Source organism: Novosphingobium sp. TCA1 (assembly GCF_009811895.1).
Classification (GTDB): Bacteria; Pseudomonadota; Alphaproteobacteria; order Sphingomonadales; family Sphingomonadaceae; genus Novosphingobium; species Novosphingobium panipatense_A.
Genome location: NZ_BLJH01000004.1, coordinates 1 through 16,297 on the forward strand (window position 1 = coordinate 1; position 16,297 = coordinate 16,297).

The 16,297-nt window shown below is 64.8% G+C and carries 12 protein-coding genes and 1 pseudogene; 9 read left to right on the top strand and 4 right to left on the bottom strand.

Annotated elements, in window-relative coordinates:
* Positions 1-94: 94 nt before the first annotated feature.
* Positions 95-1,216 (top strand): annotated as a pseudogene (locus tag NTCA1_RS06715) (TonB-dependent receptor); the annotation flags it as partial.
* Between the two features lie 60 nt (positions 1,217-1,276).
* On the opposite strand, the gene NTCA1_RS06720 reads toward NTCA1_RS06715, so the two are convergent.
* Positions 1,277-2,170: an NAD(P)/FAD-dependent oxidoreductase gene (locus tag NTCA1_RS06720; protein WP_159829519.1), complete on the bottom strand. Its 894-nt coding sequence runs from the start codon at positions 2,168-2,170 to the stop codon at positions 1,277-1,279.
* Entirely contained in the window at positions 2,160-2,624 is a 465-nt protein-coding gene (locus tag NTCA1_RS06725; RefSeq protein WP_159829521.1) for an Rrf2 family transcriptional regulator, read from the bottom strand. The genes NTCA1_RS06720 and NTCA1_RS06725 overlap by 11 nt, the downstream gene beginning before the upstream one ends.
* 134 nt (positions 2,625-2,758) lie before the next feature.
* Between NTCA1_RS06725 and NTCA1_RS06730 the strand changes: the two genes are divergently transcribed.
* The 7 genes from NTCA1_RS06730 (at position 2,759) to NTCA1_RS06760 (ending at position 12,394) form a co-directional block, all read left to right on the top strand.
* Positions 2,759-3,346 carry an RNA polymerase sigma factor gene (locus NTCA1_RS06730; protein ID WP_159829523.1) on the top strand — a complete coding sequence of 196 codons (588 nt, stop codon included), beginning with the start codon at positions 2,759-2,761 and terminating at the stop codon, positions 3,344-3,346.
* A gap of 88 nt (positions 3,347-3,434) precedes the next feature.
* On the top strand, positions 3,435-4,364 hold the full coding sequence (locus tag NTCA1_RS06735; protein ID WP_159829525.1) for a FecR domain-containing protein: 930 nt from the start codon (positions 3,435-3,437) through the stop codon (positions 4,362-4,364).
* 92 nt (positions 4,365-4,456) lie between these two features.
* On the top strand, positions 4,457-7,636 hold the full coding sequence (locus NTCA1_RS06740; protein WP_236549141.1) for a TonB-dependent receptor: 3,180 nt from the start codon (positions 4,457-4,459) through the stop codon (positions 7,634-7,636).
* 73 nt (positions 7,637-7,709) lie between these two features.
* Positions 7,710-8,708 carry a nuclease gene (locus NTCA1_RS06745; RefSeq protein WP_086493998.1) on the top strand — a complete coding sequence of 333 codons (999 nt, stop codon included), beginning with the start codon at positions 7,710-7,712 and terminating at the stop codon, positions 8,706-8,708.
* 23 nt (positions 8,709-8,731) lie between these two features.
* On the top strand, positions 8,732-9,802 hold the full coding sequence (locus NTCA1_RS06750) for an alkaline phosphatase (protein WP_159829527.1): 1,071 nt from the start codon (positions 8,732-8,734) through the stop codon (positions 9,800-9,802).
* Positions 9,803-9,848: 46 nt separating this feature from the next.
* The gene (locus NTCA1_RS06755) at positions 9,849-11,402 is read left to right on the top strand and encodes an alkaline phosphatase (protein WP_159829529.1); all 1,554 of its coding nucleotides are present in this window, start codon (positions 9,849-9,851) and stop codon (positions 11,400-11,402) included.
* A gap of 194 nt (positions 11,403-11,596) precedes the next feature.
* Entirely contained in the window at positions 11,597-12,394 is a 798-nt protein-coding gene (locus NTCA1_RS06760) for a hypothetical protein (protein WP_236549142.1), read from the top strand.
* A gap of 15 nt (positions 12,395-12,409) precedes the next feature.
* On the opposite strand, the gene NTCA1_RS06765 is transcribed toward NTCA1_RS06760, so the two are convergent.
* A complete protein-coding gene (locus NTCA1_RS06765; protein WP_159829531.1) occupies positions 12,410-13,306 on the bottom strand; it encodes an AraC family transcriptional regulator in 897 nt (298 codons plus the stop codon).
* A gap of 146 nt (positions 13,307-13,452) precedes the next feature.
* Between NTCA1_RS06765 and NTCA1_RS06770 the strand changes: the two genes are divergently transcribed.
* Positions 13,453-14,178, top strand: a complete 726-nt coding sequence (locus NTCA1_RS06770; RefSeq protein WP_159829533.1) for an SDR family oxidoreductase — start codon at positions 13,453-13,455, stop codon at positions 14,176-14,178.
* Positions 14,179-14,259: 81 nt separating this feature from the next.
* Here the strand turns inward: NTCA1_RS06770 and NTCA1_RS06775 are convergent, their stop codons facing one another.
* A complete protein-coding gene (locus NTCA1_RS06775; RefSeq protein WP_159829535.1) occupies positions 14,260-16,107 on the bottom strand; it encodes a DUF885 family protein in 1,848 nt (615 codons plus the stop codon).
* Between the last annotated feature and the right edge of the window lie 190 nt (positions 16,108-16,297).

Below are 16,297 nucleotides of genomic sequence, written 5' to 3' on the forward strand. Positions count from 1 at the left end.
CATGCTCATCCGCAGAACCGCAAGGTATTGCTACGCTTGAGACACTTTTGAATCGGGCTCTTACGTTCCGCGTACCGACAACAACGAATCCGCTACGACCGGCCTGCGCGTGAAGCTGAACGGCGGGGGCATGAGCCACGAAGTCAATGTCGGGGTCGCCGCAAGCTGGCAGGTTAACCGCAATGCCTACGATTTCTTCGGCAGCTACGACACCAACCTCTACGATACGCCTACTGTGGCGGTTCCGCCCTCGACGCTTCTGGGCGGCGATCTGGACGATCCTTTCCCGATCAGCCGGACCCGTGTGGCCAGCATCTTCGCGTCGGACACGGCCGGTTTCTGGGATGACCGCATTTTGATCACCGGCGGTCTGCGTCTCCAGCAGATCAAGACGACTTCCTATGCCTATACCGACGGTTCGAAATCCGGCGGCTACAACAAGGATGCCATCACGCCGGTCGTTGGCGTGGTGATCAAGCCGGTCGAAGGTCTGTCGCTCTACGGTAACCGCATCGAGGGGCTGGTGCAGGGCTCCACGGCGGGCGCGACCGTGGAAATCGGTGGTACGCCTTTCCAGGTAACCAATGGCGGTGAAGTGCTGCCGCCGGTCAAGTCGGTGCAGTACGAAGTGGGCGGCAAGCTGAACATGGGCCGTTTCAACGCCGGGCTCGCGCTGTTCCAGATCGACAAACCGAACACTTTCTACCGTCCCGATGCCGACAATGCCGGCTTCTATGAATACGGCAACTTCGGCACCCAGCGGAACCGGGGTATCGAATTCACTGTCGATGGCGAGCCGACCAAGGGCCTGCGCGTCATCGGCGGCGTGACCTACAACGATGCCAAGTTGCGCCGCACCGACGGCGGCGTGAACCAGGGCAACGATGCGGTCGGCGTCCCCGATATCCTGGCCAATGCGAACGTGGAATGGGACATGCCTTTCCTGCCCGCGCTGACCCTTACCGGGCGTGTGGTATACACCGGCAAGCAGGCGGTCGATCAGGCCAATACGCTTGAACTGAACGACTGGACCCGGTTCGATCTAGGCGCGCGTTACGTCGCGTTGCTGGGCGGCGATACGCCGCTGACGCTGCGCTTCAACGTCGATAACGTGGCCAACAAGCGGTATTGGGCTTCGTCTTTCGCGGTCTTCGGCACGCAGCTGCTCCAGGGGACCCCGCGCACCTTCAAGGCTTCTGCCTCGATCGAGTTTTGAGCTTTTCAAGGCTTGGACCGGCCGTCCTCTGGACGTCCGGTCTCTCGGCCGAAGGCGCTCTCAGCCGAAAACCATGGCGCGGTGTGCCGAGGTTCCGGCCGTGACTCCATCGGCAACGGCCCAACTGACGCTGTGCGGGGCGCGGGCGATGTCGCCTGCGGCATAGACTCCGGGAACGCTCGTCAACTTGTCCGCATCGGTGCGGATTACCGGCCCCATCGCACCTTCCTCGACGTCGACGCCGAGTTGTTCCGCCAGCGGGCTGGAGAGGCATGGGCGCGGCGCCAGATAGAGTGCGTCGATGGCTATCCGTTCTCCACTTTCGAGGCGAATGGCGGACAGGGCAGGGCCGTCGCCTTCCAGTGCCGAGACGGGACCGTCCACCACGGCAATGCCGCGCTCAGCCAGTTTCCGTGCGGCATCCGGTTCGAGCCGAGCGCCGTCGAGATAGAGCGTTACCGGTCCCCACTCCGCGACGATCAGGGCCTGGTGAACGGACATTTCCGTGCGGTAGAGCACGCCGAGCCGGCGATCGCTGAACTCGATGCCATGGCAGTATGGACAATGCAGGACCGACTGGCCCCAGCGCTCTCGGAGGCCCGGAATGGGCGGCAACTCGTCGCGCAGGCCGAACGCCAGTATCAGCTTGTCCGCTTTCAGCGTCTGTCCGCTTGCCATGGACACCGTGAAGCCGTCCCGATCCTTCCGGGCTGAAACGGCTTCGTCCTGCAGGAGAGCGGCGGTCGGATAGACGCTCAATTGTTCGCGGGCCTCGGCAAGGATGGCCAGCGGATTGCTTCCGTCCTGGCCGAGAAACCCGTGCGATGCCTTTGCGAAACGGTTGCGGGGCAGGCGGTTGTCCACGACGCAGACCTTGCGGCGCGCACGGGCGAGATAGGTCGCGGCAGCCAGACCGGCGAAGCCGCCGCCGATGACGAGAGCGTCATGCTCCATGTTCATTCTCCAGGGTTGGGGGTGTGGTGCGGCCGGCCATGCGGACATGAAAATCCGCACTGAGGTCGGCAAGCGTCACTTCGCCGAAGCGCGTGAGCAGCATCGCTTCGGCTGCATCGAAGGCACTGCCCAAGGCGGCATTCACCGCCTGCTCGACAAGGCAGCCGGGCGCTTCGGTACGGTTGCCCATGGCAAGGATTTCCGGTTCTCCAAGCGCCTCATAGATGTCGCGCAGCGTGGTGCGGGAAAAGTCGCAGGCGATCGTCCAGCCGCCGCCGTGTCCTTTCTGCGATCGCAAAAAGCCCTGCTCGCGAAGCCCGGCCATAATGCGGCGGACCACGACGGGGTTGGTGTTCATCGCCAAGGCAAGCGTTTCGGAAGTGTGTGGGCCGGGCTGCTCCGCCATGTGCAGGAGGACATGGAGAACACCGGAAAGACGGCTATCGCGTTTCATGTAACAATACATGTTGCGTGATGGCCGTGAGGTCAAGTGCCTCTGGAAGATTCAGCAATCGAAACAGCTGTAGCCAAAGGTACATTTTTCCCACCTAGGTGCGGGCGCGTTCACACTTTCGTTCAGAGTGCTTCGTGACCGCCCCTCATGTCCGCCCCATAGATCGCTGGTTTATCGACGAAGTCCTGCCGCACGAGCGCGCCTATCTCGATTATGCGCGCCGAACGGTGCGCAATGACGAGGAGGCGGGGGACATCGTGCAGGAAGTCTATGCCAAGCTGTTCACGCTCGACGGCTGGAGCGCGATTCTCAATCCGCCGGGCTATGTCATGCGCATGATCCATAACCAGGCGATCGAACGGATCCGGCAGGCGCGGGTCGTGACCATGCAGCCGATGCCGGCGCCTGCGCATCTGGAAATTGCCGACGATACGCCGGACAGCTTCCGCATCGTCGCTGCGCGCGTGCAGATGGAGCGGGTGCAGACCGCGATCTCGAACCTGCCAGACCGGTGCAGGATCGCGCTGGTGCGCCGCCGCCTGGCCGAGGAAACCCCGAGGCAGATCGCCAGCGATCTGGGCATCAGCGTGTCCACTTTCGAAAAGCGGCTGGCGCGCGCGGTCGAGCTTCTGACCCACGCCTTGACGCCGCACGAACGCGGCGGCGAGGAAGCGTCCGATATGCCTGCAGAAACCGGGATGCGCGAGAAGGTGCTTCTCTGATCCACCACAGCTTGATAGATGCGGATGACACGGCCCATAACCCGGCTGGCTCCAGGCATATCTACAGACCCCGCGCGAAATGACGAAGATGACGGACCCCCTGGGACAGGACACCCTCCTTGCCGAAGCATCGCGCTGGTTCGCGGCTCTGGATGCGGGAACCGCGCAGCCGGAAGAGTTCGAGGCGTGGCGGCGGAGCAATCCCGCCCATGCAGTCGCCTATGCCCGGATCGCCGCGAACTGGGAGCAGGCCGGTTCCGCGCCCCTTGCCGCTCCGGCCGTGCAGGCGGCGCCGATGCGCGCCAGCCGCCGCCAGTGGCTTTCCGCCGCCGCTGTAGGTCTGCCGGTGGCTTTACTGGGATCCGGCTTCCTGGCGCAGCGGGCCTATGCCTGGGACAGCGCGGCCACCGGAGTGGGTGAAACCCGGCGCATCGGCCTGCCCGACGGCAGCACGGCCTTTCTCAATACCGACAGCTCGATTTCCTGGCGCTTCGATCGCGAGCAGCGGATAGTGCGGCTGGATCGCGGGGAAGTGGCGCTGGACTTGCGACGCGGGGCTTCCGGCGCCTTGCGGGTGAAAGAGACGACTCTGCCGCTTGCGCCGGGGCATTTCGATGCGAGACTGCTCGGCACGCGCGCGGAACTGACCATGCTGGGCGGCGCGGCCATGCCGCTGACACGGGATAGCAGCGGACTGACGCTGCGCCCCAACCAGTCGATCGTCGTCGACGGCACCGGAACGCCCCGGCTGCAGGAGCATAGCCAGGAGCAGGTCGCCTCGCTCATGGCATGGCGGGCCGGTGAGATCGTTTTCCTCGGCCAGTCGGTTGCCGAGGCCGTGGCCGATTTCAACCGCCATCTCAGCCGCAAGATCACAGTGGGTAATGCCGATCTTGCGCGGGAGAAGATCGGCGGGCGCTTCGATCTCGACCGGCCCGACCAGTTCCTGAAGGCCGTGTCGCTTACACTCGATGCCCGCGTGGTGGCGACAGCCGATGGCTATGAACTGACCCGCTAAAATTTTTTTCGGCCGACTTGGAGGCAAGTCGCTTCCAGCCCGTCATCCCCCCGAATGGTGCAAACGGTGCGCCATCTCGGGGGTTAGATTTCATGTCCGTCCGCACAGTGAATTTGCTTGTCGCAGCCCTTGCGGCATCGACCGCGATGGTGGCCAGCCCGGTCCAGGCCGCAGTGATCTATTTCGATGTTCCGGCACAGTCGCTCGGTCAGGCGCTGATCGCGTTTTCCAAGCAGGCCAAAGTCAAGATCGTCTATCCGGCCGCCGAGATCCGCGGCATGGCTGCGCCTTCGGTGCGCGGCACGATGTCTCGCCAGGAAGCCCTCGGCCGCCTGATCGCAGGTTCGGGCCTGCGCGTCGTCGGGGATGACGGACAGGTTGTTGCACTGGCGCAGGACACGGTGGGAAACGCGCCCGCTGCTGCGGCGGCGCGTGAGGTCGAAGCCGATCCCGACATCGTCGTCACCGGCTACCGCGAATCCATCGAGGAAGCGCTCCAGCAGAAGCGCGAGGCCAACGCCTTCGTCGAAGTGATCACGGCGGAAGACATCGGCAAGTTCCCCGACAAGAACGTGGCTGACGCGCTTCAGCGCATGCCGGGCGTGGTCATCACCCGCGATGGCGGCGAAGGGTCGCGCGTCAGCATCCGCGGGTTGCAGCCCGGCCTTACCCAGACCCTGCTCAACGGCAACTTCCTGGCCGGTGCCGACAGCGGCGACCCGCAGCGCTCGTTCAACTACGTGATGCTGCCCGCCAACTTCATCGCCAGCACCGAGGTCTACAAGTCCTCCGAAGCACGGCTGGAAGAAGGCGGCATCGGCGGCACCATCATCCTCAACACCCGCCGTCCCTTCGACGTCCCTTCGGGCTCGGGCTTCGTCTCGGCGGAGGGTACTTATTCCGACAATAGCGACAAGTTCGAGCCGCAGATCGGCGCGCAATATTCGTGGAAGAACGAGGACGAGACGATCGGCTTCCTGATCGGCGGCGTCTACCAGAAGCGCACCAACCGCGAGATGCGCTCCACCGCAGGCACCTGGCGCTGGTGGAGCGACCGGGGCGCCGACGGGCAGGTGCTGGAGCGCGCCACCGACGTCAACGGCAATGCCATCGCCAACGATGCGGCGGTGTCCTACTGGACCGGCGGAGGCCAGAGCACGACCGGCGGCGATCACTATACCGGCTACTGGGCCCCGCAGTCGGTCCGCGCCGAAGTCTTCGACCAGGACCGCGAACGCTTCGGCATCCAGGCGACCGCCCAGTTCCGGCCCACCGACACGCTGACGCTGACCGCGAACTACTTCCGCTTCGAATACTCCAGCGACTACATCATGAACCAGTCGACCATTCCCGAATGGGGATACGGCAAGTTCTTCAGCGATGCCGTGTTCGACAAGAGCGGCACGGTCATGAAGTCCGCCACTTTCGCGGTTCCGGGCGCGGCCTGCCTCAATGCCACCCCCATGTGTACCATGGAGACGCCGCGCATCACAGGGTACTATTCGAAGGAAAAGCAGCACTCGCAGACTTTCGAGGGCGAGGCGCACTACAAGCTCGACCGCTTCGATGCAGTGCTGAAGGTGGGCAAGACCGCCTCGCGCGGCGGTCCCTCGATGCGCTTCCAGGTCGCCTCAAAGCCGCGCATCACGGTGACGGGGCAGGAGCAGAACGGCAACTTCCTCAGCGCCTGGGACCTGTCCAGCAAGGGCGTGGCGATGGAATTCTCGCCCGAGCTGCAACAGAACCTGATGAACGGCGTGGCCCAGATCGACATCGGCGGCACCAATTCCAGCTTCACCAACAGCGCGATCGACCAGCCCTATGTCCAGCTGGACCTGACGCGGCAGTTCGATGGCGGGTTCCTGCGTTCGATCCAGCTCGGCGGCAAGTGGCGCAAGCTGGAAGTGCACCGGGAGACCGGGCGCAACGAATGGTATGCCGATGCCGCGAACAAGGTGCGCTACCAGAACACGCCGGAAGGCGCGATCGCGCTGCCCGAATATTACTATGACAAGCCGATAGGCAACATCAACGGCGGCTTCAGCGCCAACCTCTTCCCGGGCCTGAACTTCCAGCGCTATCTCGAGATCATCAACGAGCGCTACGGCCCCTCGGTGCGCGAGCCCGAACCGAACAACGTCTACGACCTCTCGGAAGAGACGCTGGGCGGCTATGCGCAGGCGAACTTCGCGAGCGGCGGCCTGCGCGGCAACTTGGGCGTGCGCGTGGTCAAGACCATCCAGCGCGACCAGACCTCTGACCGCCTGCAGTACCTCGTCGATTACTGCGTGGACGGCCCGAACGGCCCCTTCGATCCGAACCGCCCGCTCGGCGCGGACGGCAACTGCCAGGTCCTGCCGCTCGACCAGCGCGAAGTGATCGAGAACGTGCGCCTCAACGAGCGCAAGAGCTATACCGACGTGCTGCCCAGCCTCAATCTTTCCTATGACGTGACGCCCACGCTGCTGGTGCGCGGCGCGGTGGCCAAGGTGGTGTCGCGTCCCTCGATCTCCGACCTCGCTGGTGCGCGCTCGCTCACCTACAAGTCGGACGCCTATGCCTTTGACCGCGACCAGTTCGGGGAATTCGCGGGCTGGTCGGGCAGCGGTGGCAACTCGCAGCTCAATGCCTTCAAGGCATGGCAGTACGACGTGGGCGTGGAATGGTACTTCCGCCCCGGCTCGGTGGTCGGCGCCACCGCCTTCCGCAAGGACGTGTCGAACTTCATCGTCCCGCTCGTCATGGACGTGACGCGCGATGTGGCGGGCGAGCAGGTGCTGATCGAATCCTACTCGACCGTTGCCAACGGCTCGGACGCGGTGTCGCAGGGCGTGGAAATCTACGCGCAGCACACGCTGCCCTTCGGCCTCGGCGCACAGGTGAACTTCACCTATAACGACACCTCGACGGCGGACGTCACGCTGGACGGGCAGAAGGTCGGCACCTCGCCGCTGGTCGGCAGCGCGAAGACGCAGTGGAACGCCTCGGTCTTCTACGAGACCCGCCGCCTGCTGCTGCGCGCCTCGTACAACCGCCGCGGCACGGTGGTGGGCGGCCTGTCCTCGGGCCTCAACACCTACACCGCGCCATACGAGCAGGTGGATCTCAACGCCTCCTACGAGATCCGCGACGGGCTGATGCTCACTGCCTCGATCATCAACCTGACGAAGTCGCACGAGTGGCAGTACCTCGGCAATGACACCAAGGACCGCCTGACCAGCTCGATCTACTCGGGCCGCCGTGCCTACGTGGGCATCTCTTACAACTTCTGATCCTGACCCGAGGGGCCGGTTGGACGCTGCTGCGTTCGGCCGGCCCTTTTCTCGTTTCATGAAAGTCTTTCCAATGCGCAGAAATCTGCTTCTCGCCCTCACGCTTGCGGCGAGCATCCACGCCGCCCCCGCGCTTGCCTGGGGCGGACGCGGCCATGCCGTGATCGACCATGCCGCGCTCGATGCACTCCCTGAGGACGGGCCGGTGTTCCTGCGCAAATATGCCGAGTTCATCGGCGAGGAAGCGGGCGCGCCCGATAGTTGGCGCTCATCCTCCGAGCCGTTCTCCAAGATCGACGAGGACCCCAACCACACCTGGTTCGTGGAACGGCTCCAGTTTCTTAAACCTGTCCCACGCTCGCGCTATGCCTTCGTACTGGCCCTCTATCGCGAGCATGAACGCGTGCGGAAAATCGACCCCAAGGCTGCGGAACGCCTCAACGTGCGCTGGACCGGCACGATGCCTTACGCGATCATGGAAGGCTACGGGCGCATCGTCGCGGGCATGCGCAGCCTGCGCTGGAAGCGCATGCGGGGAGAGCCGACCGCGAACATCGAACAGACGCTGGCCTTCTACACCGCGTGGATGTCGCACTACATCGGCGATGGCACGCAGCCCCACCACGTCAGCATCCACTGCGAGGGCTGGGTCGGCCCCAATCCCAAGGGCTACGCGACCGGCGGCGGCATCCACGGCGCCTTCGAGATTGGCTATGCCGATGCGATCGACCTCCAGCCCGAGAACTTCGCCAAGCGCATCGGCGCCCCTGCGCGTCAGGAGGGCGATCTCTTCGAGCATGTCCTCACGTTCCTGAACGAGAGCAATGCCGATGTCGAAACGATCTTCGACCTCGACAAGCGCAAGGTCCTTGCCGATCCGAAGAGCCGCGAGGGGCGCGATTTCGTCTACCGCCGCAGCGCGGCAGGCGCGGCCATGCTGCGCGACCTGCTCGTGCGCGCATGGACCGAAAGCGCGAAGCCGGGCGAGGGCGATCCGCGCCCGCAGGACCCGGCCAACCCCAACTACGACCCCGAGACGGGCTCGGCCCCCGCGCCTGCTCCCGTTCGCTGAACCTGAAAGAGGAACCCCGCTCGATGATCCGAACCCTCGCCCTCACGGCCTGCGTTGCAGCGCTCGGCCTTTCCGCTGCTCCGGGCCGGGCCGAGGAGGCGAAGAACGTCATCCTCTTCCTTGGCGATGCGGGCGGGGTCTCGACGCTGAGCGCTGCGGGCATCCTCGAAAACGACCGGCCGCTTTCGCTGTTCATCCAGTCGATGCCGAACATCGCGCTGTCGGATACCTCGGCGCTCGATGAATGGGTGACGGACTCGGCGGCGGGAATGACTGCCATCGTCACCGGCCGCAAGACCAACAACGCCATGGTCTCGGCGCTGCCGGGAGCGGGCGGACAGGCGGTGCCGGTCAAGAGCCTCATGGAATATGCCGAGCAGCGCGGCCTTGCCACCGGCATCGTGACCAACATGCCGATCTGGGATGCGACCCCTGCCGCGAACTATGCCCATGTCGCGCGGCGGTCCGACAAGACCGAGATTTTCCGCCAGATGCTGAAACCCCGCTATGGTGACGGGGTGGACGTGCTGATCGGCAAGGGCCGTGCCGATGCCGATGCGGTGATGGGGGGCGATGCGCGCAAGGCCTTCGCCGCTGCCGACTACAGCCTTGGCGACGACCTCTCGCTCGTGGCCAAGCCGAAGCGCGCCGCCGTGCTGCGCGATGCGGACTTCGCGCCGATGCCCGCGCTGGAAGCCACGCTGGCGCGTCTGGCGAAGAACCCCAAGGGATACGTGCTCGTCGTCGAATGGGACATGCATACCGACGATCCGCGCGCGGGGCTGCGCCATGTCGGCGAGATGGACGCCATGGTCCGCCGCGCCCACGAACTGGCGGGCAAGGACACGCTGATCCTCTTCACCGCCGACCACAGCTTCGGCTTGCGGATGGTGGGCGGCAGCCGTGCGACGCCGCTCGCGCAGCAGTACGAACCCTCGGACAAGTCCGTCATCACCGTGGAGCGCAACCATACCGGCGAGGAAGTGATCGTCGCCGCATCCGGCCCCGGCGCGGACAAGGTGCGCGGCTTCATGCCCAATACGCGCCTGTTCGACATCATGCTGTCAGCTTTGGGGTGGAAGCGGGACGAATGATCCCGCGCCTCTTCTTCCTTTCCTTCGAAACCGGATGCCTTTTGCCATGACCATCGACCGCCGCTCGCTGCTGAAATCGGGCGCTGGCCTGCTGCTGCTCTCGCGCCTGCCTGCTCACGCAGCGGTGCTGAGCCGCCCGCTCGGCGCCAATCCCTTCACGCTCGGCGTTGCCGCGGGCGATCCCTGGGCGGACGGCTTCGTGATCTGGACCCGCCTTGCGACCCGCCCGCTCGACGAGCACGGGGGCATGCCGCAGATGGTGGTGCCGGTATCCTGGGAAGTTTCCGAGGATGAGCGCTTCTCCCGCGTGGTGCGCAAGGGCGAGGCGCTGGCGCGGCCCGAGCTTGGCCATGCGGTCCATGTCGAAGTGAGCGGTCTGCTGCCGCACCGCCACTACTGGTATCGCTTCTCGGTCATGGGCAGCGATGTCAGCCCCATCGGCCGTGCCCGCACCGCGCCAGTCGCCGGGGCGGCGCTGGACCGGCTGCGCATCGGCGTTGCTGGATGCCAGCACTGGGAAGCGGGTTTCTACGATGTCTGGGGCGCCCTTGCGCGCGAGAAGGACCTCGACCTCGTGTTTCACTACGGCGACTACATCTACGAAGGCGCCGGGCGGCCGGTCGGGCAAGGCGCGGTGCGCAGCCATCACGGCGACGAAATCTACAGCCTCGACGACTATCGCCGCCGCTATGCGCAGTACAAGTCGGACCCGCACCTGCAGGCTGCCCACGCGGCATCGGCCTTCGCCGCCTCGTTCGACGATCACGAAGTCGACAACAACTGGGCGGGCGACTACGACCAGGACGGCACCCCGCCCGAGGTCTTCCTGCTGCGCCGCATGGCAGGCTATCAGGCGTGGTACGAGAACATGCCGGTGCGCCGTGCGCAGATGCCGAGCACTGCTGGTATCACCGCCTATCGCCGCCTCGACTACGGCGATCTCCTGAGAACCCACGTCCTCGACACGCGCAGCTACCGCACCGACCAGTCGTGCAACGACGTAGCCCGCGCCGAGACCTGCACGCCAGAGGCCCACGCCAGCCCCGAGATGCTCGGCCACGCGCAGGAGGCATGGCTGGACGAGGGGCTGGGCAATGGCGCCACCTGGAACTTGCTTGCCCAGCAGGTCATCGTCATGCCCTTCGACGTGCGCGCACCCGGCGCGAGCCGCCCGGTGTTCGAGACCGACCTGTGGGACGGCTACCGCCCCGCCAAGGCGCGCCTTCGCGAAAGCATCAGGCGCCACGGCCTCACCAATGTCGTCATCGCCACGGGCGACCACCACAAGCATGCCGCCGGCGTGGTGCCCGAGCGCGACGAGGCGCCGGACGGAAAGGGTGTGGCCGTGGAGTTCCTGGCGACCTCGATCTCGTCGGGCGGAAACGGGCGCGGCGATGACGGCTTCGCGCATATCCTGGAGAATAACCCGAACTTTGATCTCTATACCGACCGCCGGGGCTACCAGATATTCGACATTACGGCCGAAAGCTGGACCACGGACGTGAAGGTCATGGACGAGATCGAAAAGCCGGGCGGCGCCATTCGTACGCTCGTGCGCTATCAGGTCACGCCGGACCGTGCCGAACTGCACCGCGTATAGATGGAGGGCGTCCAGAAGAGACTTGGCACGATGCCGAAAAGGTGAGAAGCTTCCCGCAATCAAGTTCTTGAATTTACTTTCCTGTAAGCGGGCGGAGATCTTGCGCATTATGGCGATGTCGCAGAATTTCGGCCTCTATAGCCTCGATTTTCATGCCGGGTGCGACGCGGCGGTTTTCCGACGGAGGGTAATGGATGAAGGGCTCGGGATTTCTGGCACTATGCCTTGCGACCGCTCTGGCCTTGCCACATGAGGCCATGGCACAGGCGCCCTCGGATCTCGCCGATCTGGTGGGTAGTCGCGCTGCCGGTGGCGAGCAGGCGCTTGAGAGTAGGGGCTACGTTCATATCAATTCCACCAAGGGCGACGATCGTACCTGGAGCAACTGGTGGAAGAGTTCGTCGAAACGCTGCGTCACGGTGGCGACGATGGACGGGCGGTTCAATGCGATAACCAGCACGCTTCCGGCCGACTGCAACCAGAAAGCCTCGGGCGGAAGCAATACCGGAGCGATCGTGGCAGGCGCCGCCGCCGTGGCGCTGCTGGGCGCGCTGGCGCTCAGCCACAAGTCCCACGATCACGACGACGGCAAGCATTACGACGATGACCGGGACGGCGTCTACGAGCGCGGATATCGGGACGGGCTCTATGCGCAGAGCTACCATAATTACGACAAGTCCGACGCCTATTCGCAAGGTTACGAGGCCGGCGTCCGCCAGCGCGGGCGGGAAACCAGCTACCGCGATCATGATCGCAGGGGCGCCGGATACAGCCCCTCGGTCAATGTCAGCGACCTGGAGGGCGCGCGCGGTTCGTCGGCCGACGATGAGATGCAGCGCCGGGGCTTCGCCAATGTCGACGGGTTGAAGAGCGGCAACACCGCCTACACGATCTGGTACAACCGCCAGACCCGGCAATGCCTGCAGATGGGGGTAGCCGACGGCAGAGTGGCCAACATCGCCGATATCGGTTCCTCGCCGAAGTGCCGCTGACGGAAGGGATGGGCGTCAAAGCGCCATGGCGCGATCCGGCGCGGCGCTATGGCGTGCGATATCCTGCCGTGGCGGTGCGCCGAACAGGCGGCGATATTCGCGGCTGAACTGCGATGGGCTGTCGTATCCCACCGCGAAGCCCGCCGCTCCGGCGCTGGCTCCGGCAGTCATCATCAGCCTGCGCGCTTCCTGCAACCGGAGCTGTTTCTGGTAGTCGAGCGGGGTCATCCGCGTGATCGCCTTGAAGTGGGCATGGAGCGATGACGGGCTCATGCCTGCCGCGCTCGCGATGTCGTCGATCCGCAACCGGGTATGAAAACCCTTTCGGATCGCCGCGATGGCGCGGCTCACTTGACTCAGGTGGCTGTCGGAGGAGGACATCTTCCGCAGCAGCGCGCCGTGCGGGCCGGTCAGCAGGCGATAGAGGATTTCGCGTTCGATGAGAGGGGCCAGAGTGGCGATGCTCTCGGGGCGGTCCAGCAGTTTCACCAGCCTGCACGCGGCATCGACGAGATCCGAATCCGCGGGATAGACGGCGAGGACAGGCAGTTCGCCCTGGGGAATTTCGTCATGTCGTTCCGCGACAAGATCGGCGAGGGCCGCCTGGTCCAGGTCGATCTTGCAGCAGAGGTAAGGCGCGTCCGGGCTGGCTTCCAGCACATGCCCGACCAGCGGGAGGTCCACCGAGACCAGCAGGTAGCGCGCAGGATCGTAAAGGATGCTGTGCTCTTCGAGTGAAACCCGCTTCGATCCTTGGGCGATCAGGCAAAGCGATGCTTCGTAAACCGCAGGCAAGGGCTCACTCGGCTGCTCTGCCCTTATGAGTGTGAGGCGCGGCACCGAAGTCTGCATCATCCCCGATAGCGGGGCGTGACGGGCGATCGCACTGGCGAGGTCGGTAATGTCGCTCATGCAGTCCTGCATCCACCACGAGGGGCTTTCACGCAAGTCAGGTCCGCGTGTTTTGGAGGATCGTGCAAAGTCTTCGTCCGATCGCTCTACCGCATGTGCCGCTTCTGCCGCCATTCTGACCGGGCAATCGGAAGAAAGGAAATGTCATGTCGGGAATGGAAAACAAGGTCGTGCTGATCACCGGTGCGTCGAGCGGTATCGGCGAGGCTGCCGTCCGCGAACTGGCGGGCGCGGGCGCCAGACTGTTCATCGGCGCGCGCCGGGGTGAGCGCCTGAAGGCCTTGGCGGAGGAGCTGGGAGACAATGTCGCCTGGCGTGAACTGGATGTGACGGACGCTGCGGACTTCGACGCTTTCGCAGCCGCTGCGGAAGCTCGCTTCGGGCGGGTCGACGTGCTGGTCAACAATGCCGGGGTCATGCCTTTGTCGCCGCTGGCGGCCTTGAAGCGGGACGAATGGAAGCGGATGATCGACGTGAACATCCACGGCGTGCTCAACGGCATCGCCGCCGTGCTGCCGGGCTTCCTGGCGCGCAAAAGCGGCCATGTCGTCAATGTCGCCTCGGTGGGCGCCCATCTCGTATTGCCGACGGCCGCCGTCTACTGCGGCACGAAATATGCGGTATGGGCGATTACCGAAGGGCTCCGTCAGGAGCATGACGAGATCCGCTCCACCATCATTTCGCCCGGTGTGACGGCAACCGAACTCGGCGATGACATCAGCGATCCGCAAGTGGCGACGGCGCTCAAGGAATGGCGGCAGAAGGCGCTCACGCCGGACGCGATTGCCCGCGCGATCCGTTATGCGCTGGAACAGCCCGAAGGCGTCGATATCAACGAAGTGATCGTTCGGCCGACCGCAGCCAACATGTAAGCTGCGAGGAGCATATCGGCATTGTGCCGGAGGAGGGCGCCGGAGGAGGGGATCGCATCCCGCCCTCCGGCGCGATCCGTGTCAGGCCGCGGAGGCCTTGTGCGCAAGAATCCAGTTGTCGACGACGCGTTCGAGCACGGTCAGCGGCATGCCGCCTCCGGCAAGGGCCATGTCGTGGAAGCCGCGGAGGTCGAAGCGGGGTCCCAGCGTCTTGCGGGCCTTTTCACGCAGGCGCACCCATTCGTTGTGGCCGACCTTGTAGGCGCAGGCCTGGCCCGGCCAGCTGCAATAGCGTTCCACTTCCGAGGTCGCGCCGCCTTCGGCCCGGCCGGTGTTCTGGATGAAGTAGCGGATCGCCTGCTCGCGGCTCCAGCCCTTGAAGTGGATGCCGGTGTCTACCACGAGGCGCACCGCGCGGAAGAGCAGGCTCTGGTAGAAGCCGACGCGCCCCAGCGGATCGTTGTCGTAGGCGCCCAGCTCGTCGGCCAGTTGCTCGGCGTAGAGGCCCCAGCCTTCGCCATAGCTGGAGAAGAATATCAGGTTCATCAGCTTGGGCGCGGCGGCGCTTTCCTGCTGGAGGGCGATCTGCAGGTGATGGCCCGGGATCGCCTCATGATAGGTCAGTGTCGGCAGGCCGAACTTCGGCCAGTTGGCAGTATCGGTCAGGTTGATCCAGTAGATCCCCGGACGCGAACCGTCGAGGCTGGGCGAGTTGTAGTAGCCCTGCGAGGCGCCTTCCTGGATCTCCGGGGGCACGCGCTTGATTTCCACGCTGGACTTCGGAAGCCGGCCGAAGGCCTTGGGCAGCAGAGCCTGCATGGCCGCCATCTGCTCGTTGAGATGCGCGATCAGCTCGACTTTGGCTTCGTCCGTATTGGGATAGACGTTCGCCGGGTTGGCGACCAGCGCCGCCATGCGCTCGCCCACGGTGCCTTGCGAGTAGCCCTGCGATTTCAACAGGGCATCGGAACGCGCGGTCAGGTCGGCGACCTGCTCCAGTCCGACACGGTGGATTTCCTCGGCGGTCATGCGGGTGGTAGTGATGTAGTTCAGGCTGTTGGCGTAGTACTGCGCCCCTTGCGGCAGGCGCGCGACGGAGGCCTCGTGACCGGCCTTGGGCAGTGCCGCCTTCAGGGCATCGTTCTGGCGCTGCAGAGCCGGATAGACCCGCGAAGACACCAGCTTCTCGACGCGGGCGCCCCAGTCGCCGGGGATCGACTTCTCGCGGGTGCGTCGGACGATCGACTGGACGAGCGTGGATTCGCCCGCCGCAGTGCCCAGCATTCCCGCCTGGAGGCCGATCGTCTTCTTGAGGATGAAGTCCGGCGGGATCACGCCAAGCGCGAAATCCTCAAGCACACGGTCGGTTTCGGCCGCCAGGACATCCGCGAAGTCGTTGACGCGCGAGACATAGGCCTCGGCATCGGCCTGCGTCGCGATGGTGTGCTGGTTGTCGAGGAAGTCCCCCGTGTTCAGATAGGCGCCGCCGCCCTGGCTGACGCGATAGACCTGCGGCCATCCGCCCTGGCCATAGGGAATGGCGTAAGTCTTGATGACGGCATCGAGATTGGCGGCGATGGTGTCGTAATGGATGGCGTCCTGGGCGTTCATCGCGGCGCGGTTCAGGCCGCCTAGCTCGGCACGCGCGGCGCGTACGCGGGCGCGGTCCTTTTCTTCCTGCTCCCGCGTGGGGATGGTCAGGCGGGACTTGAGGGCCGCGCGCGCGCCCTTGTCCAGGCCGAGTTGCGTCGCGGTTTCGGGCGAAGCATCAACCTGGCTTTCGAAGTACTTGTCCATGAAGGCGGCAAGGGCAGGGTCGCCCGCACCGTTTCCGGCATTCGGCGCTGAGACGCGTGCCAGTGCGGGGCCTGCGGAAACGGCGGCAACGCCTGCGGATGCGGACGATAAGAAGCGGCGACGGTCGATCATGGAGGCTCCGGCGATGAATTGCTGGGCGGAGCCTACGCCATGGTCGCCGGTAAATGCAACGCGTGCGCTTTGAACGATTTTGCCCGGTTGCCCATCGCCTGACTTGCCGCTCATGTCCGCGCGATTGAATTTAATGCTATTGCGAATCTATTGCAATAATCCGGTCATATGGCTAGAGGCCGCCCCCGAA